28 protein-coding genes are annotated in these 25,718 nt (G+C 65.4%); 5 read left to right on the top strand and 23 right to left on the bottom strand.

The window, feature by feature from the left end:
- Positions 1-20: 20 nt before the first annotated feature.
- Together WBH99_RS05575 and WBH99_RS05580 are read left to right on the top strand one after the other, a co-directional pair.
- The gene (locus tag WBH99_RS05575) at positions 21-1,472 is read left to right on the top strand and encodes a CHAD domain-containing protein (RefSeq protein WP_424219122.1); all 1,452 of its coding nucleotides are present in this window, start codon (positions 21-23) and stop codon (positions 1,470-1,472) included.
- A gap of 118 nt (positions 1,473-1,590) precedes the next feature.
- Complete coding sequence (locus WBH99_RS05580) at positions 1,591-2,169, top strand: hypothetical protein (RefSeq protein WP_424219123.1); 579 nt, start codon at positions 1,591-1,593, stop codon at positions 2,167-2,169.
- A gap of 153 nt (positions 2,170-2,322) precedes the next feature.
- Here the strand turns inward: WBH99_RS05580 and WBH99_RS05585 are convergent, their stop codons facing one another.
- The 14 genes from WBH99_RS05585 to cydP all read right to left on the bottom strand — a co-directional run bounded on the left by WBH99_RS05585 (position 2,323) and on the right by cydP (position 14,729).
- Positions 2,323-4,125 (bottom strand): methyl-accepting chemotaxis protein, encoded by a 1,803-nt coding sequence (locus tag WBH99_RS05585; protein WP_424219124.1) that lies wholly within the window; start codon positions 4,123-4,125, stop codon positions 2,323-2,325.
- 44 nt (positions 4,126-4,169) lie between these two features.
- Entirely contained in the window at positions 4,170-6,059 is a 1,890-nt protein-coding gene (locus WBH99_RS05590; protein ID WP_424219125.1) for a GGDEF domain-containing protein, read from the bottom strand.
- Positions 6,060-6,305: 246 nt separating this feature from the next.
- Positions 6,306-7,091: a peptidylprolyl isomerase gene (locus tag WBH99_RS05595; protein ID WP_424219126.1), complete on the bottom strand. Its 786-nt coding sequence runs from the start codon at positions 7,089-7,091 to the stop codon at positions 6,306-6,308.
- 26 nt (positions 7,092-7,117) lie between these two features.
- Positions 7,118-7,387: a BolA family protein gene (locus WBH99_RS05600; RefSeq protein WP_424219127.1), complete on the bottom strand. Its 270-nt coding sequence runs from the start codon at positions 7,385-7,387 to the stop codon at positions 7,118-7,120.
- Entirely contained in the window at positions 7,384-7,551 is a 168-nt protein-coding gene (locus WBH99_RS05605; RefSeq protein WP_424219128.1) for a hypothetical protein, read from the bottom strand. The genes WBH99_RS05600 and WBH99_RS05605 overlap by 4 nt, the downstream gene beginning before the upstream one ends.
- Before the next feature lie 214 nt (positions 7,552-7,765).
- Complete coding sequence (locus WBH99_RS05610; RefSeq protein WP_424219129.1) at positions 7,766-8,365, bottom strand: cytochrome b/b6 domain-containing protein; 600 nt, start codon at positions 8,363-8,365, stop codon at positions 7,766-7,768.
- The gene (locus WBH99_RS05615) at positions 8,362-10,077 is read right to left on the bottom strand and encodes a tetrathionate reductase family octaheme c-type cytochrome (RefSeq protein WP_424219130.1); all 1,716 of its coding nucleotides are present in this window, start codon (positions 10,075-10,077) and stop codon (positions 8,362-8,364) included. Before WBH99_RS05615 ends, WBH99_RS05610 begins: the two co-directional genes overlap by 4 nt.
- Before the next feature lie 61 nt (positions 10,078-10,138).
- Complete coding sequence (locus WBH99_RS05620) at positions 10,139-10,441, bottom strand: cyd operon YbgE family protein (protein WP_424219131.1); 303 nt, start codon at positions 10,439-10,441, stop codon at positions 10,139-10,141.
- Between the two features lies 1 nt (position 10,442).
- Complete coding sequence (gene cydX / locus WBH99_RS05625; protein ID WP_424219132.1) at positions 10,443-10,541, bottom strand: cytochrome bd-I oxidase subunit CydX; 99 nt, start codon at positions 10,539-10,541, stop codon at positions 10,443-10,445.
- A 52-nt stretch (positions 10,542-10,593) separates the two neighbouring features.
- On the bottom strand, positions 10,594-11,055 hold the full coding sequence (locus tag WBH99_RS05630; RefSeq protein ID WP_424219133.1) for a NifB/NifX family molybdenum-iron cluster-binding protein: 462 nt from the start codon (positions 11,053-11,055) through the stop codon (positions 10,594-10,596).
- Between the two features lie 29 nt (positions 11,056-11,084).
- On the bottom strand, positions 11,085-11,702 hold the full coding sequence (gene petA / locus WBH99_RS05635) for a ubiquinol-cytochrome c reductase iron-sulfur subunit (protein ID WP_424219134.1): 618 nt from the start codon (positions 11,700-11,702) through the stop codon (positions 11,085-11,087).
- 20 nt (positions 11,703-11,722) lie between these two features.
- Complete coding sequence (gene cydB / locus WBH99_RS05640; RefSeq protein WP_424219135.1) at positions 11,723-12,859, bottom strand: cytochrome d ubiquinol oxidase subunit II; 1,137 nt, start codon at positions 12,857-12,859, stop codon at positions 11,723-11,725.
- Positions 12,860-12,880: 21 nt separating this feature from the next.
- A complete protein-coding gene (locus WBH99_RS05645; RefSeq protein ID WP_424219136.1) occupies positions 12,881-14,503 on the bottom strand; it encodes a cytochrome ubiquinol oxidase subunit I in 1,623 nt (540 codons plus the stop codon).
- Complete coding sequence (gene cydP / locus WBH99_RS05650) at positions 14,490-14,729, bottom strand: cytochrome oxidase putative small subunit CydP (protein ID WP_424219137.1); 240 nt, start codon at positions 14,727-14,729, stop codon at positions 14,490-14,492. Before cydP ends, WBH99_RS05645 begins: the two co-directional genes overlap by 14 nt.
- Before the next feature lie 182 nt (positions 14,730-14,911).
- On the opposite strand from cydP, the gene WBH99_RS05655 reads away from it, so the two are divergent.
- Entirely contained in the window at positions 14,912-16,276 is a 1,365-nt protein-coding gene (locus tag WBH99_RS05655; protein WP_424219149.1) for a sigma-54 interaction domain-containing protein, read from the top strand.
- Positions 16,277-16,453: 177 nt separating this feature from the next.
- Here the strand turns inward: WBH99_RS05655 and WBH99_RS05660 are convergent, their stop codons facing one another.
- A complete protein-coding gene (locus WBH99_RS05660) occupies positions 16,454-17,671 on the bottom strand; it encodes an MFS transporter (protein WP_424219138.1) in 1,218 nt (405 codons plus the stop codon).
- A 288-nt stretch (positions 17,672-17,959) separates the two neighbouring features.
- Between WBH99_RS05660 and WBH99_RS05665 the strand changes: the two genes are divergently transcribed.
- Entirely contained in the window at positions 17,960-18,337 is a 378-nt protein-coding gene (locus tag WBH99_RS05665; RefSeq protein ID WP_424219139.1) for a glutaredoxin family protein, read from the top strand.
- A 23-nt stretch (positions 18,338-18,360) separates the two neighbouring features.
- Here the strand turns inward: WBH99_RS05665 and WBH99_RS05670 are convergent, their stop codons facing one another.
- The 4 genes from WBH99_RS05670 to WBH99_RS05685 all read right to left on the bottom strand — a co-directional run bounded on the left by WBH99_RS05670 (position 18,361) and on the right by WBH99_RS05685 (position 22,029).
- Positions 18,361-19,218: a metal ABC transporter permease gene (locus WBH99_RS05670; protein ID WP_424219140.1), complete on the bottom strand. Its 858-nt coding sequence runs from the start codon at positions 19,216-19,218 to the stop codon at positions 18,361-18,363.
- Between the two features lie 85 nt (positions 19,219-19,303).
- Positions 19,304-20,203: a metal ABC transporter substrate-binding protein gene (locus tag WBH99_RS05675; RefSeq protein WP_424219141.1), complete on the bottom strand. Its 900-nt coding sequence runs from the start codon at positions 20,201-20,203 to the stop codon at positions 19,304-19,306.
- A 10-nt stretch (positions 20,204-20,213) separates the two neighbouring features.
- Positions 20,214-21,647: a TonB-dependent receptor gene (locus tag WBH99_RS05680; RefSeq protein ID WP_424219142.1), complete on the bottom strand. Its 1,434-nt coding sequence runs from the start codon at positions 21,645-21,647 to the stop codon at positions 20,214-20,216.
- A 76-nt stretch (positions 21,648-21,723) separates the two neighbouring features.
- On the bottom strand, positions 21,724-22,029 hold the full coding sequence (locus WBH99_RS05685; RefSeq protein WP_424219143.1) for a hypothetical protein: 306 nt from the start codon (positions 22,027-22,029) through the stop codon (positions 21,724-21,726).
- Between the two features lie 169 nt (positions 22,030-22,198).
- On the opposite strand from WBH99_RS05685, the gene WBH99_RS05690 reads away from it, so the two are divergent.
- Complete coding sequence (locus tag WBH99_RS05690; protein ID WP_424219144.1) at positions 22,199-22,372, top strand: hypothetical protein; 174 nt, start codon at positions 22,199-22,201, stop codon at positions 22,370-22,372.
- Positions 22,373-22,403: 31 nt separating this feature from the next.
- Here the strand turns inward: WBH99_RS05690 and bioD are convergent, their stop codons facing one another.
- From bioD to bioF, 4 genes are all read right to left on the bottom strand, one after another.
- A complete protein-coding gene (gene bioD / locus WBH99_RS05695) occupies positions 22,404-23,078 on the bottom strand; it encodes a dethiobiotin synthase (protein WP_424219145.1) in 675 nt (224 codons plus the stop codon).
- Complete coding sequence (gene bioC, locus WBH99_RS05700) at positions 23,075-23,839, bottom strand: malonyl-ACP O-methyltransferase BioC (protein WP_424219146.1); 765 nt, start codon at positions 23,837-23,839, stop codon at positions 23,075-23,077. Before bioC ends, bioD begins: the two co-directional genes overlap by 4 nt.
- On the bottom strand, positions 23,836-24,588 hold the full coding sequence (locus WBH99_RS05705) for an alpha/beta fold hydrolase (protein WP_424219147.1): 753 nt from the start codon (positions 24,586-24,588) through the stop codon (positions 23,836-23,838). Before WBH99_RS05705 ends, bioC begins: the two co-directional genes overlap by 4 nt.
- Positions 24,585-25,718 (bottom strand): 8-amino-7-oxononanoate synthase (bioF, locus tag WBH99_RS05710; RefSeq protein WP_424219148.1); only part of this gene is annotated, 1,134 nt, incomplete at its 5' end. The genes WBH99_RS05705 and bioF, both read right to left, overlap by 4 nt.

Here is a 25,718-nt window from a genome sequence, read left to right on the forward strand (position 1 = left end):
GTTGAGAGGGGAGATCTGCCATGTTCCACTACGAACTTTCTCCAACCGAATTTCGCCGGCTGCGTCAGCACCCGGCTCTGCCCAGTGCCGTCGGTCAGTGTCAGGAGCGGCAACTGGATTACTTCGATACTCCGGAGGCTGCCCTCTCGGGCCGGGGGCTGTTGTTGGCCCGGGTGCGTTGCGGCTGGGAGTGGCGCATGGAATTGCAAGCTTCCCGCCCGGATGCCGGCCTGGGCTGGCAGGCCGGCTTGCTGGCGGCAGGCTACTGCGGTCCGAGCGGTTTCGATTTTGATTTTGTGTCCGACAAGGAGTTGCGCCTCTGGCTGCAAAAGCAGACGGCACAATTGCAGCGGCTGGGCAGCGAAGTCATCCGGGAAGAGTGGCTGCGGGTGGATACGGCGGCTGGAGCCGCCGGTCTGCGCATCGAACGGGTCGAGCAACAGTCCGGGACCGGGCGCCAGAGTCTGGTGCGGCTGAGTTTTCTGCCGCTCGAGAACGGCGATGAAGCTGCCTTTCTGCTCTGCCGTGCCTTGCTTGCCGCTTTCGTCATGCAACCTGCCATGCTCAGCCCGGCGGCCCGGATCCAGCAGGCGGGAACCCCCCTCAAATCCTATCGTGCCAAGCCTTCGCTGCCTGCCGGGCAGGACGGCAGGCGCGCCTTTTTACATATCGTCCGCAACTGCATCAGCCATCTCTGCCTCAACCTGCCGGGCCTGGCCGTATCCGATGATCCGGAGTTCGTGCATCAGGCACGGGTGGCCATCCGCCGCCTGCGCTCAGCCTTGAAGCTGTTTGCCCCCTGGCTGCCCCAAGGCTTCGTGACCGAATTCAGCGCACGCTGGCGGGACATGGCAAATGGGCTGGGAGACTGCCGGAATCTGGATGTCTTCCTGGCCGAGACCTTGCCCCTGATGGAGCGGGAACTGGGGGCGGAAGACTGGCTGGCGCGTCTGAAAGCCCGGGCTGGCCGTGAGCGGCAGCGGGCCCGTCGAGTAGCCCGGGGCATGCTGGCCAGTCCCGAGGCGCGTCTGCTGGTGCTGGATTTTGAATGGGCGCTCGAACATCTGACTTTTCCTGATGCCATGCCGCCCCTGCAGAAGCTGGCCCGTCGTCGCCTCGTCAGCCGGGCCCGCCAGGTCACGCGCCTGGGCGAGTCGGTGCGCGATCTGGACCCGCAAGCGCGGCACGAACTCCGTATCGCCTTCAAGAAGTTGCGCTACGCCCTGGAGTTCTTTGTCGGGCTGTTTGGCGAAAAACGCAGCCAGCGCTACCTCGCCGGCCTGGTCGACCTGCAGGAAGTGCTGGGCCATCTCAATGACCTGGCCACGGCCCAGACCCTGGTGCACCGCCTCCTGCCTCCGGCCACGGCGCGTCTGCCCGAGGCCTGGCTGGCCGGGCGCGTCGGGGCGCTGGTCGATACCCTTCCGACTGCGGTAGGCCATTTCCTGGCGGCCGAACCGCCCTGGGAATAAAGGCCCGGCTGGGCTGGCATTCCGTGTTTCCCGGAACGCACGGCCGCGCGGCTTTCATCCGGATGTAATATCTGCGGCTTAAGCTGCACTTCCTGAATTCATGATTGGGAGTCCAGCCATGTATCTTTCCCCTGCCGAAATCGCCAGCGGGCGCCAGCACAGTCTCAATAATTTCCAGACGGCTACGGTTGCCTGCGTCAGTGCCTCCGAGCGGCTGACCCAGTTATTTACCCGCATGAGCCGTCAGCAACTCGAAATGCTGAAGAACCAGCCGCAGCCCCTGGCGCCCTCTGGCCTGTGGCTGAGCGATGTCCAGTCGCAGTCCGCGACGCTGCTGGGAGAACTGCTGGAAATCATCGGCGATGTCCAGCAGACGGTGATCATCACGGCCGCCGCCCAGACCCGGGCCATTGATCAGTTGCTGGTCACGAGTGTGGAGCGGGCTCGTTCCTGCAGCCCGGCCGAGATCTTGCCGGCCCTGGATACCCTGCGGCAAAGCCTTGAGCAAACGGAGCGGGGCGTGACCGGCTGGGCTGAGGCCAGCCGGCAAGCGCTGGCGCAGCTGGCGCAGCAATTTGCCCAACGACGCAGTCAGGGTCGCAGTCAGGGCCGCAGTCAGGCTGATACGCCCGCCGGGGCTGAGCGCGCTGCCGCCAAGACTGCCGCGCAGAAAAAAGAAGCTCAGCTGCTGCAGTGAAAATCGGGCCGCTCATTCAGGCCACTCATGGCCTGACGGCCAGACCCTTGTTTTTTCCTTGGACCCCTGCTCAAAAAGCAGGGGTATTTTTTTTAGCCTGCCAGGCCCTGGCCGGCGGTATCTGGAATGCAGAGGTTGTCGTGGGGATCGGAATCAGCGGGTGCGCAGGTGGTGCACCGAGCTTTCCAGTTCGCGGGCCAGGCTCTGGATGTCATGCACCGTTGCCCCTGATCGTTCCAGGGCCTGATGGGTCTGCTCCACCATCAGCGCGACTTCCTGGATGGTGCGGGCGATTTCATTGGCGGCATCGGTCTGGGCGCTGGTAGCGTCGACGATCTCGCCCACATGCAGGCGCGACTCATTGACTTCGGCATGAATGCTGGCGAGGGAGCGGGACAGGGCATCGACCACCTGCACCCCTTGATCCACCTGGAGGCTGCTGTTGCGGATGTCTTCCACCACCGCGAGGATTTCTGACTGGATGGCGCCGATGGTGATGCCGATCTGGGCGTTCGACTGGCCGGTGCGGTCGGCGAGTTTCCTCACCTCGTCGGCCACCACGGCAAAGCCCCGGCCTTGTTCCCCGGCCCGCGCCGCTTCGATGGCGGCGTTCAAGGCGAGCAGATTGGTCTGGTCGGCAATTTCCTTGATGACGCCGACGATGCGTCCCACTTCCTGGGAGCGGGCTTCCAGTTCGCCCACGGCCCGGGCCGAACGCTGGATCGCGGCGACCGCGCCCTGCATTTCGGTGGCGGCGCTGTGCGCCAGTTCCTGGCCTTCCCTGGAGCGTTCCCCGGCCCGGGTGGTGATACTCGCGGTTTCCTGGGCATGTTCGCTGATTTCGTGAATGCTCACGGTCAATTCTTCGACGGCGGCCGAAGTCTGTTGCGTGGCGTCGGTCTGGGAACTGGAGGCACGGGTGATCTGGGCGCTTTCGTTGGCGAGCTGGTCCGTATGGCAGGCCAGTTGCTCGCTTGCCTCCCGGGTCTTGCCGATCAGCAGGCTGAAGCCCTCGCTCATGTGATTGAAGGCCGCCGCCGTGGTGCCGATCTCGTCCGAGGCCAGAATCTGTGCGCGACGGGTCAGGTCGCCCCGGGCCATCGCGTCGGTGCTGACTTGCAACTCGTGGATGCTGCGCAGGATGGAGATGTAGGCGCCGGTGGCCAGATAGCCCAGCAGCAGCACCACCAGGCCGAGGCTGGCGAGGCTGAAATGGAGTTTCTGCCGGGCGGCCGCATGGCGTGTGTCGAGCGAGGCGCGAATTTCGGGTTCCAGCGCCCGGGCCAGGTCCTGGGCAGCCTTGAGCACCTGGCTGCCCTGGGCGGCAAAGGCGGCAGGTTCGATGTCGAAATCGCTGGTGTTGATGACCTTGGTCACCAGCATTTCCTGAAAGCTCAGCAACTGGGTGTTGAGTTGCTCATAGGCGGGGGAAAGCCGGGCGTGGACCTCACCCTTCAGGGCGCGGGCGGTTTCCAGGTCGGCGGCAATCCAGTCCATCAGGGTGACGAAGCCGGCCTGGGCGATCGTCAGTTTTTCGCGGTGGGAGCTGGGCAGGCGCTGGTTTTCGATCGCCTTCAGGCCCATGTCCCGGGCTGGCGCCAGTTCCTTGATCAGTTCGGGCAGCTTGGCGGTGAGGATGCCGATCAGGGTGTGGGCCAGCGGGTCATCATCGCGCTGCAGGCCATGCTGGCTGACCTGGGTCTTGAACTGTTCCAGGATGGCGGCGGGGTCTCCCTGGCCTTCCTGCGCCGCCCTGAGCTGTTCGAGCGCCGGCAGCAGTTGATCCAGACCGGCCAGCTCGGTTTTCAGTACCTCGGCATCCCGGTGGATTTCGGCTGCCAGCAGCAGGGTGATGACGACCAGCGGCAGGATCGCCAGGGCGGCGAGCAGTAGCAGCTTGACCCGGTAGCTGAGGCGGTTGATCAAGGCTATGGCAGGCAGGAACAGTTGTTTCATCGAGTCGCAATCAAAAAAAGGAAGCAAAGATCAGGAAGCAAGGATCAGGAAGCAAGGATCAGGTCTGGGGGATTGCCGTCGTGATGCGGCAGGTTCTGGGAGATGGGGCGGCGCCGTTCGATGAAGAGGCTGGAGCCCCGTTGTTTCTTCGCCTGTTTCTTGGCCTCGGCGGCGGCGGTGGAAATCTCGTGATGCGATTCGTAGTAGCAGCTTTCGGCTATCAGGGCGCCGATGGAGAGGGCCGGCAGGGGGTGCAGCACGACCTCGCCCCGGCGGTTTTCGCCGATCAGGCCACCCCGCTCAAGATCTTCGGCATTGAAGAAGGGCATCACCTGTTCGTCGAACATTTTCAGGGCCCGGGCGCAGCGGGCTTCCCAGTCATTGCTCTGGAACAGGATCAGGAAGTCGTCGCCGCCGATGTGGCCGACGAAATCCAGGCGGGCGTCCGCCACTTCGACCAGGATCTGGCCCAGTAACTGGATCACGTCATCGCCGCGGCGGTAGCCATAGACATCGTTGAACGGTTTGAAGTTGTCCAGGTCGGCGTAGCAGGCGGCAAAGCGCACCCCGGCCTTCAGGAGCCGGTCGATATGCTCGTTGATGGGGACGTTGCCCGGCAGCTGGGTGAGGGGATTGGCATAGCGGGCGGCGGAAATCTGCATTTCCGTGATCAGGGCCATCAGGTCGTGGCCGCTGCCCACCCCGGTGTAACGCCCCTGGCAGGTGACGATGAAGCCGTCGAACAGGTAGTGGCGCGCGGCGCGCGACAGGATCAGGCCCAGTTCCTGGACCGTGGCGTTCTCGTCCACCACCAGCGGGGCCGGGTCCATGAACAGGGTGCAGGGTTTCTTGCCGTATAGTTCGCGGCGGAAGGGCCGGGAAAAGCGGTCGATCAGGGTGTGGCGGTTGATGAGGCCAACCGGGATGTCGCCTTCCACGACCGGCAGCACCTCCAGTTGCGGGTCGCTTTCAAAGCGCAGGAAGACCTGGTCGTTATCTGCATGATGGGCAATCGGCTCGATGTAGTGCAGCAGGGTGCGGGCCGTGGTGATGCTGCTGCTGGCGATGGCCTGGGGAAACACCGCCACCCGGCGGCTGCAGAGCATGTCCAGCACTTCCTGGTTCGGGCTTTTGAGGGGTGAGGCGTGGGGCCGGGCAATGAAAAAACCCTGGCCGTGGGCAATGCCCAGGTCGCGCACCGTCTGCAGGTCGGTCGCCGTTTCGATGCCCTCGGCAATGATGTGGGCGGAGCAGGTCTCGGCCAGATCCTGCATCGCCTTGACGAACTGGAACTTGAGGTCATCCTGGCCGATGCCGGTGATGAAATGCCGGTCGATCTTGACATATTCGGGGCGAATCTCGGACCACATGCGCAGATTGGAAAAGCCTTCGCCCAGGTCGTCGATGGCGATCTGAAAGCCGAGGCTGCGGAGGTATGCCAGCGTGGACTGAATCTCGGGGAAATCGGTGATGTCCTGGTTCTCGGTCACCTCGATCACGATCCGGGAGGGAGGCAGGCCCAGGTGGCGCATGAAAGTCTGGTTTTCCACGTCCTTGAAACGTGGGTCGAGCAGGCAGGCGGGGCTGGCGTTGACGAACAGCTTGCCTGGCAGGCGCAGATGGGCAAAGGCGATCAGGATGGTTTGCAGGCAGGCATATTCCAGTTCCAGACCCATCTGGTTACGGCGGGCGGCCCCAAACAGCGCGTCGGGGGAATGCAGGGGGTGGTTTTCCGGGCCCCGGATCAGGCCTTCGAAACCCATGTAGCTGTGAGCGCGGCAATCCAGCAGGGGCTGAAAGACGGCGGAGAGTTGCTGGCCGTGGATCAGGGCCTTCAAGGCCAGGGCTTCATCCGAGACCTGGAGAGAGGACGGAAAAGCGGCATCTTGAGTGGTTTGGCGTTCAGGAATCTGGTGGGAAAAGGGATTGAACATGGCGACAAACCTCCTCTTGATAAGGGAGGGCTATGCTAGGGGGGCTTGGTTACAGGGGCATGAAATCTGCTCAGCATCGAGGGCAGGATGTACGGCTGACAAGCGGGGAGCGGGTATGAGCGCTGGTTTGACCGGCATGGCGGGCGGGCCCTGCCGGCAGTGGCCGGGCCAGAAGTGGCACTGAACTGGAATGAAAAAACCGCCCGGCAGGCAGGCGGGCGGTTGCTGGGGCGGGGCCGGCAGGGTTCAGCTGATCCTGGCCTTGCTGCGCAGTTCTTCGATCAATTGCTCAACCTTCTGCTGATTGGCGCGCTGGGTCAGCTGCGGCTTCAACTGCTCGAAGGTGGGCGGGGTCAGGTTGCGGGTATCTTCCAGCAGGATCACGTGGTAGCCGAAGTCGCTCTTCACGGGCTCCTTGCTGTACTTGCCCTTTTCCAGCTTCACCAGGGCATCGGCAAAGGGTTTGACGAAGGAGTTGGGGATGCTCCAGCCCAGTTCGCCGCCCTTGTCCTTGGAGCCGGGGTCCTTGGACTGCTTGGCCAGGTCGGCGAACTTTTCGCCCTTTTCCAGCTTGGCGATGATGGCCTTGGCATCATCTTCTTTTTCCACCAGGATATGGCGGGCCTTGTATTCGGTGTTGCCCAGTTGCGACTTGAAGGTCTCATAGTCCTTCTTCAGCTGGGCATCGCTGACCGGGTTGTTCTTGATGTAGTCGGCGATGAAGGCGCGGATCAGGATGGCCTGCCTGGCGATTTCCATCTGGCCCATGATGTCCGCTTTCTTGTCCAGGCCCTTTTTCCTGGCCTCGTTGACCAGCAGTTCGCGGCGCACCAGTTCTTCCTTGACGGCAGTGCGGAACTGAGGGTCATCCTTGGTGCCCTGGGCCTTCTGTTCATTGATGAAGGCGTCGGCCACATACTGGGGGATCGCCTGGCCATTGACGGTGGCAAAGACCTTGGACTGGGCCAGGGTGGGAGCGGAGATCAGGGCGCCGGCCACCAGGGCCAGGGAGAGTTTGGTCAGTTTCAGCATGTCTTGCGAGTCCTTGTTGGGAAAGTTCAGGCTTCTTCGGGTGTCAGGGCGCGGATCGCCAGCGCGTGCACCGGGCCCTGCATCAGATTGCCGACAGCATCATATACCAGCCGGTGGCGGGACAGGGTGTTCCTGCCCCGGAAAATTTCGGCCACGAGGGTGATCCGGTAGTGGCCGCCACCGTCCCGGGCCCCGGCGTGGCCGGCATGGAGGTGGGATTCATCCACCAGTTCCAGTTGCAGGGGGTTCAGGCTGGCAAGCCGTTCCCGGAGCTGGGCCAGGGTATCGTCGCTCATGCGGGCCGCCCCTTCCTGGAGGGTTCGGCGCAGAACCGGGGATGGCCGCCGGCAGCCGCATGAAAATCGGCATCGGCCTGGCGGCGGGCGGCTGCCAGGGAAGGGCATCCGGCCACGATCAGGCTGCCGGGCAGGTCTGCGCCAGGAATCAGATAAGGCATCACGATGGCGTTCCTGAGGGTAGGGAGGTTGGGAGGTTGGGGGTATGAGAAGCCGGGCAGCCGGGCAGCCCAGCTCTCCAGGTGGAACCGGCAAAACCAGGTGGAACCGGCAAAACCGGGGCCGATTATGGGCATCCGGGTCCGGATTGTCCAATGGCGGATGGGATGGCCGCCCCTGCCGCCGCATGGGCTTCAAATAGCATGGGGGGCGGCATGATTAGTGGGCATCCTCCCAGCCGGTGATCATGGCCTTGATGTAGGCGAAGGGGGTTCGCCCGGTGGTGGCCAGGTACACATGCGCCACGAAGAAGGTGAGGATCAAGAAGGCCCCTACTGTGTGGGCCAGGGCCACCCACTCCAGGGACAGCCACCGGTCCAGGCTCCAGGCCGGCCACTGGGGATAGAACAGGTAAAGGAGCCCGCTGCACCAGATCAGGGGCGACATCAGGGACAAAAAGGCCAGGTAAGCCAGGCGCTGCAGCGGATTGTGCTTGGCCATCGGGGTCTTCCTGAAGGGCTGGGGCGCGTTGATGAAGATGCCCAGGATGTAGTACCTCACCATGGCGCCCACTTTCTTCAGGGTGGGCAGGTACTGGCGCCATTCCCCGGTAGTGAATTGCCAGAAGATGGTGAAGGCCCATAAGGTGAGCAGAAACCAGGCCGCCAGGGTGTGCACCTGGACGGCTTTGGCAAAGCCCAGCAGGGCGTAGGTGCCATGGATTTCGAAGCCGGTGATCATCATGACGATGATCAAGAGGGCCTGGGACCAGTGCCAGAAACGCTCGAAACGTTTGTAGAGGTAGATGCGTTCGCTCATGATCGGGCTCCGTGCGGGTTGTCGTGCTTGTCGTCCTGTGGGCCGTCGTGAGGGCCGTCGTGAGGGCCTTTATCCTGCCGGCGGCGGGTGAGGATGCGGATCAAGCCGTGCCCGAGGCTGCCGAGGGTGGTCAGGCCCACCAGGGCCCAGCCTATGTTGTCGAGCCAGGGGTGGCGGTCCCGGCCGGGGATGTAGACCCCGGGAATGCCTTCCAGGCGTCCGCCCTGTTTGTGGCATTCGATGCAATCCACCGCGTCTTCCTTGGGGGCCACCATGTGGGTGATGAGCCAGAGCATTTCCGTATCCACGAAGCCGTACTTGCCCGAGAAGGGGGCGCCGGTGGCTTCGGCGCCTACCTTCAGGGCTTTGTCCCAGTCGAAGTTGTACCAGTAGGCCGTGTCGTCCGGGATGGCCGTGTGGGGCACCAGCAGGGTCAGATTTTCCATGTCATAGGGCTGCCGGCTCCGGAAACGCTTGACCGGCCAGATGCGCGCATCCGCCGTTCCCGGGGCGCCGTGAAAGGTATTGATGGCCACGGGCCTGTCTGGATTGATCTTGTCTGTCTGCAGGGTGTAGCTGACCTTGCCGTTGAACCACAGATACTCGGGCACGACGTTTTCTTGCAGGCCGAACTGGCCCTTGCGGCTGTCGTAAATGATGTGGCCGTGCTCATCCTCGATCTTCTGGGGCTTGCCGTCGGGGCCCATCTTGCCGGCCTGGGACCAGTCCCAAGTCATCTTGGTGGGTACCCCGCCCCGAGCGAAAGTCGGGATGTGGCAGGTCTGGCAGGCCAAGGTCCGGGCGTGGGTGTTGAGCAGCTCCGGGTTTTTCTCCTGGGCGGCGTTGATGCTGCCGGCCGGGGCCTGGTGCGGCGCATCCCCGTGGCAGGCCTGGCAGGTGGTGGGGTTCCGGTCACTGGCCTGGCCCCGCAACAGGGGGCCGTGGGGGTCCGCTGCCGTGGGCGAGATGCGGCTGCCGGAGACCTGGTGGGCATCGGTCTGGTGGCAGGTGGAACAGCTGAAGTTGCCCCCGTCGGCACTCATGTGCACATCCAGCTGGCGGGAGGGCTGATTCAGGGAGGAATCCAGGTCCCCGTGCTTCACCCCGTCACCGCCGCCGCCGTTGTAGTGGCAGGCACCACAGTTGTCCTTGCGGGTGGGCCCCACATGGGTCGCCGCCTGAGTCAGGTCCTCGGGCTCCAGGAAAATGCCGGAGCCGGGCGGGTACTCGGTGCGCACATAGGCCGGGTGGCCGGCCAGGCCGCTGGGCTTGCTGTACTTGCCCTGGTTGTGACAGACCAGGCAATCCACGTTTTCCTCGTTGGCGAAATCAAACCTGTCGTTCTCCCAGCCGTAGCCGATATGGCAGCTGTTGCAATAGGCTTCGTTGGATCTGTCGCCGATGCAAAAGCCGTTCAGCATGGTTTTCTTGCCCAGCTTCTGGCCTGTGTCGGGGTTGGTATATTCCCAGGTCCAGTGGCGGGTCTGCATGACCTGCCGGGCGGCTTCCGTGTGGCAGGTCAGGCAGGCCCGGGTGACTTCCTGGCCGGACTTGAAGTCCTGCTGTAGTTCCTTGAACTTGCCATGGTCGGCGGTGCTCGTCTTGCCGGCCTTCGGGGGCGCGTTACCCGAAGTGGCAAAGGCGCTGGCGTTTCCGGTGAGGGAAAGGGCCAGCGCCAAAGGGAGGAAGAGGGAGGAAAATCCGCATTTCATGGCGATACTCCCGGGTGGTGCAGGGTATGTGGCATGGTGACTCTCCTTGGGTGTCAGAAAATCAGTGGAGCAGCTTCCACCAAGCCAGGGCCAGCAGGGGCCAGGCCGTGAAGGGGTGGGTGATCCACTGCCCTGGGCTGCCGGGTTTGAACTGGAAACCGACTCCGCGCACCAGGCAGAGGGCGATGGCGGTAAGGAGCAAGAGCAGTTCCGAATGGCGCAGTTCAGCCATGTTCTCGGCCACAAGGCGCGGGTCCAGGACCAGGAGCAGGGCCGAGGCAAGCCCCAGGAAGAGCGACAGGTTTTGCCCCCAGGGCGCCCGGGGGCCGGGCTTTCGGGGCAGGTCCGGAAGATGCGCGCCCACCTCAGTCGCTTTCATTTTCCCGGGCGTCGTAATAGATGGCGTTTACCACGGCAAGGAGCAGGGCGAGGCCCAGGCCGAGGATCCAGGTGAAGTACCACATGGAGGGTTTCCTTTCTCTGTCAGGGTTCAGTGTCAGGGTTCAGTGTCGGGGTTCAGTGTCTGTGCTGGCGGCCGTGCTGGTGCTGATGTCCACTTCCGCCCCCGTGGCCACACTGGCAATGGCCGGCGCTTTCCGGGATGGGGGCGGCTTCTTCTGCTGCTTCATGATCGTCACCGCAGCCGCTATGGTCGTTGCAGGGCAGCGAGGGCACCCCGGCCAGGTACAGGCGTACGGCCATTTCCGGTGAGCTTTCCTGGGTCAGGTACACCTGGATGCCCCGGGCCGAGAGGCGCTGGTACAGGTCCTGGCCCATGCCGGCGCTGATCAGGACCTTGATCGGGGCCAGGGGGTGTTCCGGTCCCAGGGGCCCGGCATGAAGGACTTCCTCCGGCAGCAGCTCCACGGTGCCCACCATGGGCCCGCCCCCGTCCCCGAACAGGAAGAAGCGGCGGCAGCGGCCGGCATGGGGGGTGACGGTGCGGGCGTTCTGGCAGGTGACGGCGATCAGGCGCATGGGGTTTACCTCCTCAGGTCTCATGGGGTTCAGGCAGTGCTGTCGTCTGCACCGATCAGCAGCCGGCCTTCGGCCAGGTACTGGTGCGGCGGCACTTCCAGGTTGGTGGGGGCGGGCTTGTTCTTGAATACCCGGCCGGCCAGGTCGAAGGTGGAGCCGTGGCAGGGGCAGAGAAAGCCACCTTTCCAGTCGGCCCCCAGGCCCGGGGCTCCGGCCTCGAAGGCTTTGGAGGGGGAGCAGCCCAGGTGGGTGCAGATGCCGATGAGGACCAGCATTTCCGGGCGGATGGAGCGCTGCGCATTGCGGGCGTATTCCGGCTGTTGCTGCCGTTCCGAGGCCGGGTCCACCAGGTCAGCTTCCACCTCTTTCAGGGTGGCCAGCATTGCCGGGGTCCGGTGCAGGATCCACACGGGCTTGCCGCGCCACTCGACAGTGAGCATCTCGCCCGGGGCCAGGCGGGAGACATCCACTTCCACCGGGGCGCCGGCGGCCTTGGCCCGCTCCGAGGGCAGGAGGCTGGCGGCAAAGGGGATCAGGGTGATGGCCCCGGCCACGCCGCTGGCGGCAGCGGTGGCCAGGATCAACTGGCGCCGGGTCGGGTTCATGGGTTCATGGCAAGTTTCATGGCAAGTACAGGCGTGGCTCATGGCGATACTCCTTGATGCGGTCAGTAGGCCTTCTTGTCGTTGGCCCGGATGAAGTCCAGGGTCACCTTGCCGGCCATGACCTTGTAGGCCCAGCTGGTGTAGAAGATGATCAGGGGCATGAAGATCACCGTGGCACCGAACATCAGGCCCAGGGTGAAATGGGAGGACACCGCATCCCAGGCAGTGAGGCCCGAGGCGGGGTCGCTCGAAGAGGGCATGATGAAGGGAAACATGGCCACCCCGGCGGTGCCGATGATGCCGGTCATGGCAAGCGAGGAGGCGATGAAGGCCAGGCCGGGGCGGCGCACCCAGGCCATCAGTCCGCCCATGATGAGGCCGGCGATACCCAGGGCGGGCACGCTCCAGAGCAGGGGCATGTTCTTGAAGTTGTGCAGCCAGCCGCCGGCTACCACGGCCACGGTTTTGTCGAGCGGGTTGGGCAGGGCGGCCGCGTCGGCGCCGCCGGTGATCACATGGCCAGGCAGGGCCTGGACCCAGAAACCGGCACCCACGAAGCAGATCAGGGCGATGATGCCGCAGGCCAGGGCGCCCAGACGGGCGCGCTCGAAGATTGCGCCTTCGCTCCTGAGCATCAGGTAATGGGCCCCGTGGGCGGTGATCATGGCGCTGCTGACCACGCCGCAGAGTAGAGCGAAGGGGTTGAGCAGGGCCCAGAAGCTGCCCGTGTAGAAGGGACGCAGGGTTTCGTCGAAATGGAAAGGCACTCCCTGGAGCAGGTTGCCGAAGGCCACGCCGAAGATCAGCGGCGGCACGAAGCCACCCACGAACAGGCCCCAGTCCCAGGTGCTGCGCCAGGTGGGGTTATTCACCTTGGAGCGGTAGTCGAAACCCACGGGCCGGAAGAAGAGGGCCCAGAGCACCGCCAGCATGGCCCAGTAAAAGCCGGAGAAGGCGGTGGCATAGACGAGCGGCCAGGCGGCGAAGATGGCGCCGCCGCCGGTGATGAACCAGACCTGGTTGCCATCCCAGTGCGGGCCCACGGTATTGATGGCAACCCGGCGTTCTTCGTCGGTCTTGCCCACGAAGGGCAGCAGGGTGCCGACGCCCATGTCGTGGCCGTCCATGATGGCAAATCCCACCAGGAGCAGCCCCACCAGCAGCCACCAGATGAATTTCAGGGTCAGGTAGTCGATCATTGCGCTGTTCTCCTTTTTCTCTCAGAGGTCCGACGGATGGCGGGTGGCAGGGCTGCCGGGAGGAACGGTGCTGGCCTGGCCGGCGAAGGAAAGATCCCCGTAGCGGCCGGTGCCAAGGCTGGCGGGCCCCAGGCGGGCGAACTTGATCATCAGGTACATCTCGACGATCAGGAGCAGGGTGTAAAAGCCCACGAAGCCGGCCAGGGAGCCGTAGAGGCTGGCGGGGGTGAGGCTGGAGACGGACAGGTGGGTGGGCAGCACCCCATAGACGGTCCAGGGCTGGCGGCCGTACTCAGCCACGAACCAGCCCAGCTCGCAGGCGATCCAGGGCATGGGGATGAACCACACCGCCCAGCGCAGCAACCAGGTCTTTTCGGTGAACTTGTCCTTGAGGCTGTAGTAGAGCGCCAAGGCGAACAGGGCGAAAAAGGCGAAGCCGAGGCCCACCATCAGGCGGAAGGCCCAGAACATCGGGGCCACCTTGGGGATGGTGTCGGCGGCGGCCCGGGCGATCAGCTCCGGTGTCACCTGGTTCATGTCGCTTACGTACTTCTTCAACAGCAGGCCAAAGCCCAGGTCGGCCTTGTGGGCTTCGAACACGGGCAGGGCGGCTTCCTTGGCGGCGGGTTCGGCGGCCTTGCTGCGTAGAATCTCCAGGGCTTTGACGGCTTCCACACCGGAGGCGATGCGTTGCCGGTTTTCGGCTTCGATTTCCTTGATGCCGGGAATTTCCTTATCCAGGGAGCGGGTGCCGATGATGCCCATGGCCCAGGGAATTTCCACCGCATATTGATTGCTCCGGGTGGCATCGTCGGGCAGGGCGAACAGGGTGAAGGGGGCGGGCGCCGGGTGGGTTTCCCACATGCCTTCCATGGCGGCGAGTTTGGTCTGCTGGGATTCGGTCACGGTGTAGCCGGATTCGTCCCCGAGCACGATCACCGAACAGGCGGAGGCAAAGCCGAAGGCGGCGGCGATACGAAAGGAACGCTTGGCAAAGTCCAGGTCCCGGCCCTTGAGAAGGTACCAGGAGGAGATCGCCAGCACGAACACGGAAGCGGTCACGTAGCCGGCCGACACGGTATGCACGAACTTGGCCTGGGCGGTGGGGTTGAACACCACGGCCCAGAAGTCGGTGAGTTCCATGCGCATGGTCACGTAGCTGAACTCGGAGCCCACCGGGTCCTGCATCCAGCCGTTGGCGATCAGGATCCATAGGGCCGAGAGGTTGGAGCCGAAGGCCATCAGGAAGGTCACCAGCAGGTGCTTTTGTTTCGAGAGCCGGTCCCAGCCGAAGAAGAACAGCCCGATGAAGGTGGATTCCAGGAAGAAGGCCATCAGGCCCTCGATGGCGAGCGGCGCGCCGAAGATGTCGCCCATGTAGTGGGAGTAGTAAGCCCAGTTGGTGCCGAACTGGAACTCCAGGGTGATGCCGGTGGTGACGCCCAGGGCGAAATTGATGCCGAACAGCTTGCCCCAGAACTGGGTCATGTCCTTGTACACCTGGCGACCGGTGAGCACATAGCAGCTCTCCATGATGACCAGGATGAAAGCCAGTCCCAGGGTGAGGGGTACGAACAGGAAGTGATACATGGCCGTCACGGCGAATTGCAGCCGCGAGAGGTCCACCAGTTCATCGGTGAGCATGGGAAGAGGCTCCTTCTTTCGGATGAGACGGTTGGTCTTGGGGTGGGGAGGAAGCAGAAACCCTGTCGAGCAGGCCTTGGGCGATGGCGTCGATTCCCACGGGGGGACGGGATTGATCGGCGAAGAAGACGAACCAGATCAGGCCCAAAAGCGCCAGCTTGAGTACGATCACCCCGGCCAGTTCGAGCGCCAAAGATGGTTTGGGGAGAGGTGGGAAGAGCTTCATCTCGGTCGGTTCAGGGTCTCTGCTTCCGGGAAACCTGTTACAAAAGCCATGCCAGCCCCGGGATTTATGTCTAACTACATGATTTACATTGGTTTAATGTGACTCACTCAAATTGCATCAGCGTTTTCTGATGTTCATTTTTGCCAAATATGGCAAGATTGCCTGCCACATCTGGCAAGGAGATCCCCGTGCACCCCTATTCCCTCTCCGAACTGGTCTCCTTTCTGGACGGCCTGCCCGAGCCCCGCATCGTCATGGATGCCCGCTACCGCATCATTGCCGCCAATCCGGCCTATGTGCGGGAGTTTGGCGCCAGCCAGGTCATCCTGGGGCGCACCTGCTACGACGTCTCCCACCATTTCCAGGTGCCCTGCGACCAGGCCGGCGAGTCCTGTCCCTTGAGCCGTTGCCAGGAAAGCGACGCGCCCCAGCGGGTCCTGCACCTGCACCACACCCCCCGGGGCGAAGAGCATGTGGACGTGGAACTCACCCCCATCCGGGACGAAACCGGGCGGGTCCGCCATTTCGTGGAAACCATGCGGGTGGTGCGCCAGGCCAGCAGCAAAGCCGCGGCCCGGGGTCTGGTGGGGCGTTCCCCCGCCTTCGTGCGGATGCTGGAGCGGATGTTGCGGGTGGCGGATTCCAGCGCCTCGGTGCTGCTCCTGGGAGAAACCGGCACCGGCAAGGAACTGGTCGCCCGGGCCATTCATGAGGCCAGCGACCGTTGCGACGGGCCGTTCGTGGCCGTGGACTGCGCCGGCCTCACCGAAAACCTGTTCGAAAGCGAGCTGTTCGGCTACGAAAAAGGGGCTTTCACCGGTGCCACCCACCGCAAGCTGGGCCTGGTCGAGGCGGCAGCGGGAGGCACCTTGTTTCTCGATGAAATCGGCGAACTACCTCTTTCCCTGCAGGTCAAGCTGCTGCGCCTTCTGGAAACCGGCACCTACCGGCGGGTGGGTGGGCTCGATAGTCTGGCCGCCGATTTCCGCCTGGTGGCGGCTACCCACCGCAACCTGGCCGCCATGGTGGAAGCGGAGACTTTCCGCCGGGACCTGTATTTCCGCATCAACACGTTTCCCATCCACACCCCGGCCCTGCACGAACGGACCGAAGACATTCCCCTGCTGGCCGCCTCGCTCCTGGAACGGGTGGACCGGCGCCCGGGCCGGCGGCTCACCGCGGCGGCCCTGGAGTGGCTGGTGGCGCGACGCTACTCGGGCAACATCCGGGAACTGCGCAACCTGATCGAGCGGGCCACCTTGATGGCCGACGGGGATGAAATCGACCTGGGGGATTTCCTGGATGACGAAACATCCTGCAGCGGCCCTTTTTGCAGCGGCCCTTTCGCGCCCTGCCCGGAACCTCCGGACTTTCACCTGGAAACCCCCGTGGACCTCTTTACCCTGGAACAGCGTTACCTGGCCTGGCTGCTGCCCCGCTGTAATGGAGAAGTGGCTCGGGCGGCGGCGGTGCTGGGGGTCAGCCCGCGGACCCTGTACCGGAAGCTGCAGGGGGAGGGCTCGAAGGCGGCATCGAGCCACCCTTGATCCGCTTCGGTGGCTTCTTGCTGCTGGCGGTTGTCTGCCGGTTGTCTGCCGGTTGTCTGCCGACACCTGCCCGCAACAGCAAGGTGTTCCCCGATGGCACGGCAACGAGCCAGCCACCCTTTCTCGCCGTCTTGCACACCAGTTGGCGGCGGAACTCGAACCTGCCTTTGATCCCTTCTATCTTGCGGGCGGTGCCAGGCGCCGCAACTGCAGGGCCAGCCCCAGCACGCCCAGGACGCAGGCGCCCAGCACCAGGGCGACTCCCGGCCACTGGCCCCAGCTCCAGGCCAGCCCGGCGAGGCTGCCGGGGATGCTGGCGCCCAGGTAGTAGCCGGTCAGATACAAGGCCGCGGCGAGGGCGCGCCGCTCCCGGGCCCGCTCGCCCACCCAGCCGCTGGCCGTGGTGTGGGCCCCGAAAAAGCCGAAGGTAAAGAGGGCCACCCCCAGGATCACCAGGGCCAGCTGGCTTGCCAGGGTGGTGGCAAGGCCGGTGCCCATCACCATCACCATCAGCCACAGCACGTTTTGCCGCCCCACCCGGTCCACCAGCCGCCCCGACCAGGCCGAGGCCCAGGTGCCCATGACATAGAGCAGGAAGATCGCCCCCACCGCCGTCTGGCTCAGGTTGAAGGGCGGCGCATGCAGGCGAAAGCCGAGGTAGTTGTAAAGCCCGACGAAGGCCCCCATGAGCAGAAAGGCGGCCAGAATCAGCCGGGAGAGGCCCGGGTCGCGCAGAATCTGGCCGAGGTCGGCGAGCAGGGCGGCGGGTTTCAGGGAGCGGCGGTGGAAATGGCGGGAGGCGGGCACGCTCTTCCAGAACAGCAGGGCGGCGAGGGCGCCCATGGCCCCGAGCACCAAAAAGGCGGTCTGCCAGTTGCTCCATTCGGCCACCAGGGCGGCGATGAAGCGGCCGCTCATGCCGCCCAGGGCATTGCCGGCAATGTAGAGGCCCATGGCCCGGCCCTGGGCCCGGGGTGCGACTTCTTCTCCCAGCCAGGCCATGGCGGTAGCGGGCAGGCCGGCAATGAATACGCCTTGCAGGGCGCGCAGGGCCAGCAACTGGCCGAAGTCGCCGGCGAGCGGCAAGAGCAACGAGAAGAGGGCGGAACCCAAGAGGGAAAGCTTCATCAGGAGGGCCCGGCCATAGCGGTCCGACAGGAGGCTCATGGGAATCAGTAGCAAGGCCATGGCCGCCGTGCCCGCCGACACGGAAAGGCTGGCGCTGGCGGGGCTCACGGCGAATTCCCGGGTGAGCAGGGGCAACAGCGGCTGGGGACCGTAGAGCAGGGCGAAGGTGGCAAACCCCCCGATGCACATCGCCAGAGTGGCGCGGCGGTAAGCGGGGGTGCCGGCTTCGAGATAGTCGGAAGCGGGGGCAGCAGGAGAGGGTGACATGGGGCAGGGGCCAGACTTGAAATGAACCTCGAAACCGCCTCGCAAAGGCGCGAAGGCAGCCGGATTCTGCATGGATTGTGCACGGATTGTGCACGGATTTGCAGTGCAGCGGGAGAGCCTGCCAGGCTGGCGGGTAGATGGCAGGCTGGCGGTGTGGCCTGCCGCGGTGGCCTGGAGGTGCCGGCCCAGGCGGGCGGGCTGCTGCGCCGCGCTCCTGTAGAATGACGGTGGCCCGGGTTTACGGGCATCTACTGAAAAAATAAAGGAAATTTCCCGATGAGATGGTTGATGCGAAGCTTTTTCAAGACCCTGCGGGTCGTCATGGGTCCCTTTTTGCTGCTGGGCGAGAAAATCAGCGCTCCCAAGGGTTTGCTGCGTAGTCCCGAGGCCCAGGCGGCGGTGGATGCCGCCTGCCGGAAGCTGGCCCTGTACCAGTTCAAGACCTGCCCCTTCTGCATCAAGGTGCGCCAGGAAATGCGCCGGCTTTCGCTGGGCATCGAACTGCGCGATGCCCAGTTTGATGCTGCCAACCGGGCCGAGCTGGAGCAAGGCGGCGGCAAGGTGAGGGTGCCCTGCCTGAAGATCACCAGGCCCGATGGCCAGGTTGAGTGGCTCTACGAGTCCGACCGCATCAACGCCTGGCTGCGGGAGCGGTTTTCCGGCTGATCCGTGGCATGGGAATCAGCCGTTCAGGCCTGTTCATCGGGTCGAGGCCGGTGAGCACTTGCGCAAACCGCGCATTCGGGCGGCGTTCCATGGGATGGGCCTGCCGCCCCTGAGCCGCCCGTCGAACGGGGGCCCAGGGCGTAGGCCAGCATGGCCAGGAGGCTCAGGCACCAGACGATGAGGGCGCCGGCGGGCAGGTCCGTGGCGAGGGAAAGCAGCAGGCCGCTGGCGTAGCCGCCCAGGCCCACCAGATAGGCCAGGGCCAGCCGCCGTGCAGGCGGGGCGCGGCGCACTCCCAGGGCCGGCACGATGAGGCTGGCGAATACCAGATACACCCCCACCAGTTGTACCGAGAGGGTGACGGCCAGGGCGAAGGCCAGGTAGAAGGCGGCGCCGCTTTCTCGCCGGGCGCTTTGCCGGCGCCAGGCGAAAAAGCCGAGGATCAGGGCCGTGATCAGCGCGGGCAGGGCCAGTTGCGGGTAGCCGACCCAGAGGATCTGCCCGGCTAGCAGGTCGCGCAGGTGTTCGCCTCCGTGCGGGTTGTTGGCGAGCAGCAGCAGCCCGCCGCTGGCGGCGAGGACGAAGACCACGCCGATCTGGGCTTCCTGGACTTCCGGCCAGCGTTTTTCCGTCCAGGTCAGGAGCAGGGCGCCCAGCAGGGCGGCGCTGCCTGCCGCCAGCTGGATCTGCCAGTCCTGCTGCAGATCCAGGAGCCCGGCGGTGATGACGCCCAGGGCGGCGATCTGGGCGATGGCCAGGTCGATGAAGACGATGCCTCGGCGCAGCACTTGCTGGCCCAGGGGGACGTGGGTGGCGAGCACCAGCATCCCCGCCAGCAGGGCGGGGAGGACGATGCCTAGTTCAATCAGGATGGCGTTCATGGGTTTTCAATCCTATGGTTTGCTGTCCTCTGGTTATCAGTCATCTGGTTTTCAGTCATCTGGTTATCAGTCATCTGGTTTTCAGTCATTTGGCGGCGTCCAGGAGCAGGTCCAGGGTTTCGTCGAAGAGGCTGAACAGGTCCCGGGCTCGCTCGCTGCCGCCGACGGTAAAGGGCAGCACCACGGCGCGGGGGCCGGTGTGTTCGGCCAGCCACTGGGAGGCCCGGCCATCCTGGTAGGCGGCGCGCAGCACCAGGCGTGCCGGCTGGGCCTGGAGCTGGCGGGTGAGGTGGGCCAGATGGGCGGCGCTGGGCTCCACGCCGGGCTTGGGTTCCAGGGTGGCGACGGAGTTCATGCCCAGCCAGTGGAGCAGGTAGCTCATGTTGCGGTGGTGCTCCACGACGGCCAGGCCCCGCAGGGGAGCGCCCCGGGTTTCCCAGCGCTCCAGGGCGGCTTGCCAGCGGCGGGCGAAATCCTCGTGCCGGGCCCGGTAGTGGGCGGCCTGGGCCGGGTCCAGCTCGATCAGGCGCCGGGTCAGCGCTTCGGCTACCCGGGCGATGTTGCGCGGGTCGAGCTGGATGTGGGGGTTGCCGGCGCTGTGCACGTCGCCCTGGCTGCGATCCACCTGAGCGTGCACTTCGAGCCGGGGCACCTGTAGCCCGGCTTCCAGGTAGCCGGGTTGTCCGGGCATCACCCGGCTGTTGCCGGATTGCTGGAGCAGGATCGGCAGCCAGCCGGTTTCCAGTTCCAGCCCGGTGCAGATCAGCAGATCCGCATTGCGCACCCGGGCGATCAGGCTGGGGCGGGCTTCGATGCGGTGGGGGTCCTGCCGGGCGGTCGTGGCGCTGCTGGCCTGGAGGCGGTCGCCGCCGATTTCGCTGGCCAGGGCCGCCCATTCCGGTTCGCAGGCCACTACCTGCAGGGTGGCCCAGGCGGGCAGGGGCAGCAGCGCCGCCAGGGCGAGGATCAAGACGATGGTTTTCATGGGGTGGCTCCTAGAATTTGTGGGCGCCGTGGGCACCCAGACTCATGATGTATTGCAGGGTGATCTGGTTGTCCGTCAGCCCCCGCATGGATTTGTCCTGGGCGTATTGCAGCCGCATCCGGGAGAATTCGCTCCAGCTGTAATCCACCATGGCGGTGGCCCGGCGGGGGCGGTAGTGGTCGATGGTCAGGGTCGCGTTGTTGGCGCCCAGGTCCTGGTTGCCGCTATCTAGCCGCTCGTAGCGCAGGCCGGCCCGCCAGTTGGGGGTGAACTGGTAAACGCCCTGGACGTAGGCGCCGGACTGGCGGGTGTGGTAGTCGCCGGTCATGTCGCCGGCGCAGAGGTTGCCGATGCCTTCTTCGTCCCTGCAGCTCAGATCGCCCTGTTCGCGGCGCAGGAAGTATTCGCTCTGGAAGGTGAAGTTGCGGTATTTGGGGTTGCCGTCCGGCGCCCACTTCCAGACAAAATCGGCAATCCAGGTGGTGGATTTGCCGGTGAAGGCGCCTTGGGCTTCCATGCCGTTGAGGTCTTCGAAATGGCTTTCCCGTTCCCTGGCCCGGGTGCGCAGGTAGGAGAGCCCGGCTCGCCAGCTATGGGAATCGCCCAGGTCGTCGCCGACATGGGCAAACAGGGCATGGCTGCCGCCGTCGTTACTGTTGCGGTCGCTGCCGGGAAAGTTGGCGCCCCGGCCTATTTCCGCGCCGAATTCCAGGAAGACCGGCGTCGGGGCCAGCCATTTCACCTGCAGGCCGTCCTGGGCGTAGCTGCCGTGTTCGCCGAAGAGGGCCTGATACATCAGCGGCGCATCGGCAAAATCCCAGGCGTGGGGGTGCTTCTCGTTCAGGTAGCCGATGCCGGAAAGGTAGCGGCCTGCCTTCAAGCCCAGCCCATGGTCGAGGCCCAGGGATTGGAACCAGGCTTCTTCCACCTCGGTTTCCCCATCCAGCACGGCGAAAATGGCCTGGCCCCGCCAGTAGGGGTCGATGTTGGCAGCCAGGCTCAGTTCCGTGTGATCTACGGAAAAACCGCGCCGGGAAAAGCCTTCCACCCCATTTGTCGCGTGGTCGTGGCTGGCGGAGGCAAAGCCGCTGATCCGGCGTTCCGCCACATCTTTCATGTTTTTGTAGCGGCCCTGCAGGGTCAGGGAAATTTCGGGGTTGAAGCCGTTGGCAGGTGCCGGCCCGGCGTGGAGCATGGCCGGGTTGCTGGCGGCGGCGTAGGTCGAGGCGCTGCCGGTATCCGCTGGGAGGGGGGCGGGCGCGGCGGCCTTGGTTTCCGCCTGGGCCAGGCGCGCTTCCAGGGCGGCGATACGTTGTTCGTAGCTGTGCTTGAGGGTTTCGATCTGGTCGCGGATGGCGGCCAGATCGGCATCGTTGGCGGCCTGAGCGCTGGCGGAAAGGGTGGCCAGCAGCATGGGGGCCACGGCTCGGGTGAGTCGGGTCATGAATGAACTCCTGAAACGCAAAAAATGACCACCGGCCGTCAGCAGGCTCACGGTCGGTGGGACAAGGGCGTGAATTTCAGGCGAGAGGCGGGCCGCGCTGGACGGGGGCGGGAAGGGGCAGGCAGGGCGCAGGGCAGGACCCGGAGGCCGCCGTCAGGATGACCGCGGGTGCCGGCAGGACCAGCAACGGCACCGAGGGCAGGGCTGTGCCCAGGTCATGGGCCGAGAGGCAGACCAGACAGGTGTGCTGGGCCGGGCCGGCCTGCGGCTCCAGCAGATGCTCGACCTGGTGGGCAGCGGCCAGAAGCTGGCTGCCACAAAGGAGGAGAGCGAGGAGGAGATGGCGGAAGGCAGACACGGCGCCGGAGTCTACTACAGTCACAGTCACAGTCACAGTCACAGTCACAGTCACAGTCACAGTCACAGTCACAGTCACAGTCACAGCCCCACAGCCCCACAGCCACAGCCACAGCCGTCGTTGCTGCAGGCAGGAATTGGCAGCATCTTGGCGGTATCGCTGAAGCACAGGTTACCGTCGGCTGTTCAAAAGCTTGCCCCGTGCGTCTCCTGAGCAGTTCGAGTTGCCGCCCAGGGCGCGGGTCATTCCAGTGGATCAAACGCCGGGTGAGCCGGCGGTGTTGAGTCTGGAGGATGCCGGGCGTTTGCGCGAAAAGCGTGCCAGGAAAGCGGCCCTGCACCGCCGGGAGCGAGACGGGCGCGACTGAGTTCGTGCCGGATTCGTGCCGGAGTTCGTGCCTATCCTGCCGGCAGTTGCAGGCCGGTGGCGGCGGCGGCAGGGCCGCCGGGCAGGCCATGCGGAATCACCCCCAGCCGCGGCGCCAGGATCAGTTCGGTGAGAGTTTGCAGATTGTCGTCAAACCGGCTCATGGCCGGGTCGATGCAGTTGGCGATCCAGCCGGCGAGAACGAGGCCGCGGGCGGCGATGGCTTCCACCGTGAGGAGGGCGTGGTTGAGGCAGCCCAGGCGCAGGCCGACCACGAGGATCAGGGGTAGCCCCAGGGCCACGGCCAGGTCGGCGCTGTCGCCATCCGGCCCCAGGGGAATGCGAAAACCGCCTGCTCCTTCCACCAGCACCAGGCCATCGGGCCCCGCCCGTTGCCGGGCTGCGGCGAGGGCGGCAAGGATGGGGGGAAAACGGATGTCCACCCCGGCTTCGCGGGCGGCGATGTGCGGGGCAATCGGGGCGGTAAAGCGGTAAGGGTTCAGGGTGCGCTCGGGGAGGGCGATGCTATTGGCGGCACGCAGGGCTTGCACGTCCTCGTTTTCCCCGTCCGCGCCGGTGCCGGCGGCCACGGCTTTCAGGCCCAGGGCGGTGCGGCCTAGCTGCCGGGCCCGGTGCAGGAGGGTAACGCTGGCGTAGGTCTTGCCGACTTCGGTGTCGGTGCCGGTGACAAAGCAGGCAGAGCTCATTTCTTGGCGTAGCAGAGTATGACCTGATAGGTGAGCGGCAGGCCCCGGGGCGTCCGGCGGGCCTCGTAGGCGGCTTCCAGTTTCTGCCAGGTGCCGCGCCCCATCAGGCCGGGGCGGCGTTGTGGACCGATCTGGCTGGCACCGACGAATTTGATGGCCTGAAGCAGGTTCTTCAGGTCCTTGTAGTGGGCCACGCAGGGTTCAATGCGGACCCGTATTTCCTGAAAACCGGCCAGGGCCAGGGCTTCTTCCAGCACCTGGGGCGGCCGGAAGGGAATGGTGTGGCGATAGTGGTCGACCTCGGCAAAGGTTTCATCCAGTTCAATGAAGGTGCCGGGGGCCAGGCTGGAGAGGGCGAGCATGCCGTCCGGCCGGAGCACGCGCCGGGCTTCCCGGGCCAGGGCAACCGGGTCGCACCATTGGGCGGTGAGGTTGGACCAGTAGAGGGCCGCCACCTCGCTGCGCAGGGGAATGTGCTCTACATCGCCGGCCACACCGAATTGCAGCTGCTTCACCTGGGCCAGCATGGCCGGGGAAAAATCCAGGGCAATGCAGCGCGCGGCGGGAAAGCGCAGGCCCAGCATTTCCAGGGCAAAGCCGGTGCCGCAGCCGGCATCGAGAATCACGGCGGGAATCAGCATCGGCGGCAGGCCGCCGATCAGCCGGGCGCAGACCCAGCGCTGGACCTTGGCGGCACTGTCGTAGGTGCTGGCCGCCCGTTCAAAGGATTGGCGTACCTGTTTCTTGGGGGGCAAGGTCATGGTCGTGGGAGTTGCTCCAGGAAGAGGGCGGGATCAGGGGAAAAGGGCGCGTGGGCCTTGCCGGGCAGGAGCTGCAACCGGGCAGCCGGCAGCTGTTCTTGCAGCCAGCGGGCGGCGGCGAGCGGCATCAGGGGGTCGGTTTCGCCGTGGATCAGGGTGACCGGACAGGTGATGTGGGGCACGGCCTCGCGCAGGTCCGCCTCGCCTAGCCAGACAAGGCCCGCCTCCAAGAGTTCCTGGGCGGGAGGGCTTGCCTGCTGGCCGAGCCGGCGGGCCGCGGCGCGGGCCTCGTGATCGCCTTGGCAAAAAAGGGCGATGAAACGGGGCAGGGCCCCGGCCCCCGCCTTGGCGACGCGAGCGGCGAAATCCTGCAGGGCTGCCGGGCTGAGGCCATGGGGCCAGGCAGGACGCTGGACGAAGCTCGGGGTGGCGGCCACCAGGGTGAGGCTTATGATCCGCTCCGGCGCCCGCGCGGCAGCGGCCAGGGCAAGGAGGGCGCCCAGGGACCAGCCGCCCAGGTGGCAAGAAGGCGGCAGGCAGGCGCAGAGGGCCTCTACGGCGCTATCGAAATGGGCGGGCGGGTTTTCCTGTGGGTTTCCCTGAAGGTTTCCCTGCGGGTTTCTCTTTATACCGGGCAGGTCCAGGAGCTGCCAGCCGCTTCCTTCCAGCACCGTGGCCAGGGGGCCGCAGCCTAAGCCCCAGCCGGGTAGGAAGAGCGCCGGGGGGGCCAGCGTGCCGGCCGGGCTCATGCCAATCCCCTCAGGGCCTCTGCCAGCCGGTCCACGTCTTCAGGGCGGTGCGCGGCGCTCAGGGAAATGCGCAGCCGGGCGCGACCGGCGGGCACCGTGGGCGGGCGGATCGCCACCACCCAGAGGCCCTGTTCCCAGAGCGCTTGCGAGAGGGCCAGGGCGGCCTCATTGTCCCCGACGAGCAAGGGCTGGATGGCGGTTGCGGAAGGCAGGAGCTGCCAGGGCAGGCCGGAAAGCGCTTCTTGCAACTGCCGGATCAGGGCCTGCAGATGGGCGCGCCGGTCGTCGCCGGCGGCGATCAGTTCCAGGCTCTTCATCAGGGCCGTGGCCACGGCCGGGGGCTGGGCGGTGGTGAAGATGTAGCTTCTCGCCTTTTGCAGCAGATAGTCGATGGCGATTTCGGAGCCGGCCACGAAGGCGCCGCCCACCCCGGCCGCCTTGCCCAGGGTGCCCATCAGGATCACGCGGGGATGGGCCGGCAGGCGGCAATGGGCGAGGCTGCCTTCTCCGTGCGGGCCGAGTACGCCAAAGCCGTGGGCGTCGTCGACCACCAGCCAGGCATCGAAGCGTTCGGCGAGTTCGAAGAGTTCCGGCAAGGGGGCAAGATCCCCGTCCATGCTGAACACGGCGTCGCTGACGATGACCTTGGTGCGGGCGTCGCTGGCCGCCAAGAGCCGCGCGAGCGCCGCCATGTCGTTGTGGGGATAACGGTGGTGCCGGGCGCGGGAGAGCCGTGCCGCGTCGATCAAGGAGGCGTGGTTGAGCTTGTCGGCAAAGATGGCGTCGTCGCGGCCGGGGGCCAGGGTGGGGGTGACGGCGAGGTTGGCGAGATAGCCGGTGGAGAAGGTCAGCGCCCGGGGAAAGCCGGTGAATTCGGCAAGACGCTGCTCCAGGGCCGCATGGGGAGCCAGATGGCCGCTCACCAGGTGGGAAGCGCCGCTCCCCGCGCCCCAGCGCAAGGCTCCCTCGGCCATGGCCTCGGCAAGGGCGGGATGGGCGGCGAGACCGAGGTAGTCGTTGCTGGCAAAGGCGAGCATCTTGCGGCCTTCGACCTCTGCCTGCGGGCCGCAGGGGGATTGCAGCAGGCGCCGGCGGCGGGCCAGGCCCTGACAGGCCAGATCGGCGAGTTC

Origin of the sequence: Azovibrio sp. (assembly GCF_049658005.1) — a bacterium.
In the GTDB taxonomy this organism is placed as follows: Bacteria; Pseudomonadota; Gammaproteobacteria; order Burkholderiales; family Rhodocyclaceae; genus Azovibrio.

What these genes read in the sequence shown, in the direction of transcription:
- WBH99_RS05595 (WP_424219126.1), bottom strand. Translation starts at nt 7,091, where the DNA reads ATGCTGAAACTGACCAAACTCTCCCTGGCCCTGGTGGCCGGCGCCCTG.
- WBH99_RS05615 (WP_424219130.1), bottom strand. Translation starts at nt 10,077, where the DNA reads ATGAAATGCGGATTTTCCTCCCTCTTCCTCCCTTTGGCGCTGGCCCTT.
- WBH99_RS05600 (WP_424219127.1), bottom strand. Translation starts at nt 7,387, where the DNA reads ATGAGCGACGATACCCTGGCCCAGCTCCGGGAACGGCTTGCCAGCCTG.
- WBH99_RS05680 (WP_424219142.1), bottom strand. Translation starts at nt 21,647, where the DNA reads ATGACCCGACTCACCCGAGCCGTGGCCCCCATGCTGCTGGCCACCCTT.
- WBH99_RS05675 (WP_424219141.1), bottom strand. Translation starts at nt 20,203, where the DNA reads ATGAAAACCATCGTCTTGATCCTCGCCCTGGCGGCGCTGCTGCCCCTG.
- WBH99_RS05705 (WP_424219147.1), bottom strand. Translation starts at nt 24,588, where the DNA reads ATGAGCCCGGCCGGCACGCTGGCCCCCCCGGCGCTCTTCCTACCCGGC.
- WBH99_RS05630 (WP_424219133.1), bottom strand. Translation starts at nt 11,055, where the DNA reads ATGCGCCTGATCGCCGTCACCTGCCAGAACGCCCGCACCGTCACCCCC.
- petA (WP_424219134.1), bottom strand. Translation starts at nt 11,702, where the DNA reads ATGAGCCACGCCTGTACTTGCCATGAAACTTGCCATGAACCCATGAAC.
- WBH99_RS05580 (WP_424219123.1), top strand. Translation starts at nt 1,591, where the DNA reads ATGTATCTTTCCCCTGCCGAAATCGCCAGCGGGCGCCAGCACAGTCTC.
- WBH99_RS05585 (WP_424219124.1), bottom strand. Translation starts at nt 4,125, where the DNA reads ATGAAACAACTGTTCCTGCCTGCCATAGCCTTGATCAACCGCCTCAGC.
- WBH99_RS05610 (WP_424219129.1), bottom strand. Translation starts at nt 8,365, where the DNA reads ATGAGCGAACGCATCTACCTCTACAAACGTTTCGAGCGTTTCTGGCAC.
- WBH99_RS05575 (WP_424219122.1), top strand. Translation starts at nt 21, where the DNA reads ATGTTCCACTACGAACTTTCTCCAACCGAATTTCGCCGGCTGCGTCAG.
- cydX (WP_424219132.1), bottom strand. Translation starts at nt 10,541, where the DNA reads ATGTGGTACTTCACCTGGATCCTCGGCCTGGGCCTCGCCCTGCTCCTT.
- bioC (WP_424219146.1), bottom strand. Translation starts at nt 23,839, where the DNA reads ATGACCTTGCCCCCCAAGAAACAGGTACGCCAATCCTTTGAACGGGCG.
- WBH99_RS05645 (WP_424219136.1), bottom strand. Translation starts at nt 14,503, where the DNA reads ATGCTCACCGATGAACTGGTGGACCTCTCGCGGCTGCAATTCGCCGTG.
- WBH99_RS05665 (WP_424219139.1), top strand. Translation starts at nt 17,960, where the DNA reads ATGCGAAGCTTTTTCAAGACCCTGCGGGTCGTCATGGGTCCCTTTTTG.
- WBH99_RS05590 (WP_424219125.1), bottom strand. Translation starts at nt 6,059, where the DNA reads ATGTTCAATCCCTTTTCCCACCAGATTCCTGAACGCCAAACCACTCAA.
- cydB (WP_424219135.1), bottom strand. Translation starts at nt 12,859, where the DNA reads ATGATCGACTACCTGACCCTGAAATTCATCTGGTGGCTGCTGGTGGGG.
- bioD (WP_424219145.1), bottom strand. Translation starts at nt 23,078, where the DNA reads ATGAGCTCTGCCTGCTTTGTCACCGGCACCGACACCGAAGTCGGCAAG.
- WBH99_RS05670 (WP_424219140.1), bottom strand. Translation starts at nt 19,218, where the DNA reads ATGAACGCCATCCTGATTGAACTAGGCATCGTCCTCCCCGCCCTGCTG.
- WBH99_RS05660 (WP_424219138.1), bottom strand. Translation starts at nt 17,671, where the DNA reads ATGTCACCCTCTCCTGCTGCCCCCGCTTCCGACTATCTCGAAGCCGGC.
- cydP (WP_424219137.1), bottom strand. Translation starts at nt 14,729, where the DNA reads ATGAAGCTCTTCCCACCTCTCCCCAAACCATCTTTGGCGCTCGAACTG.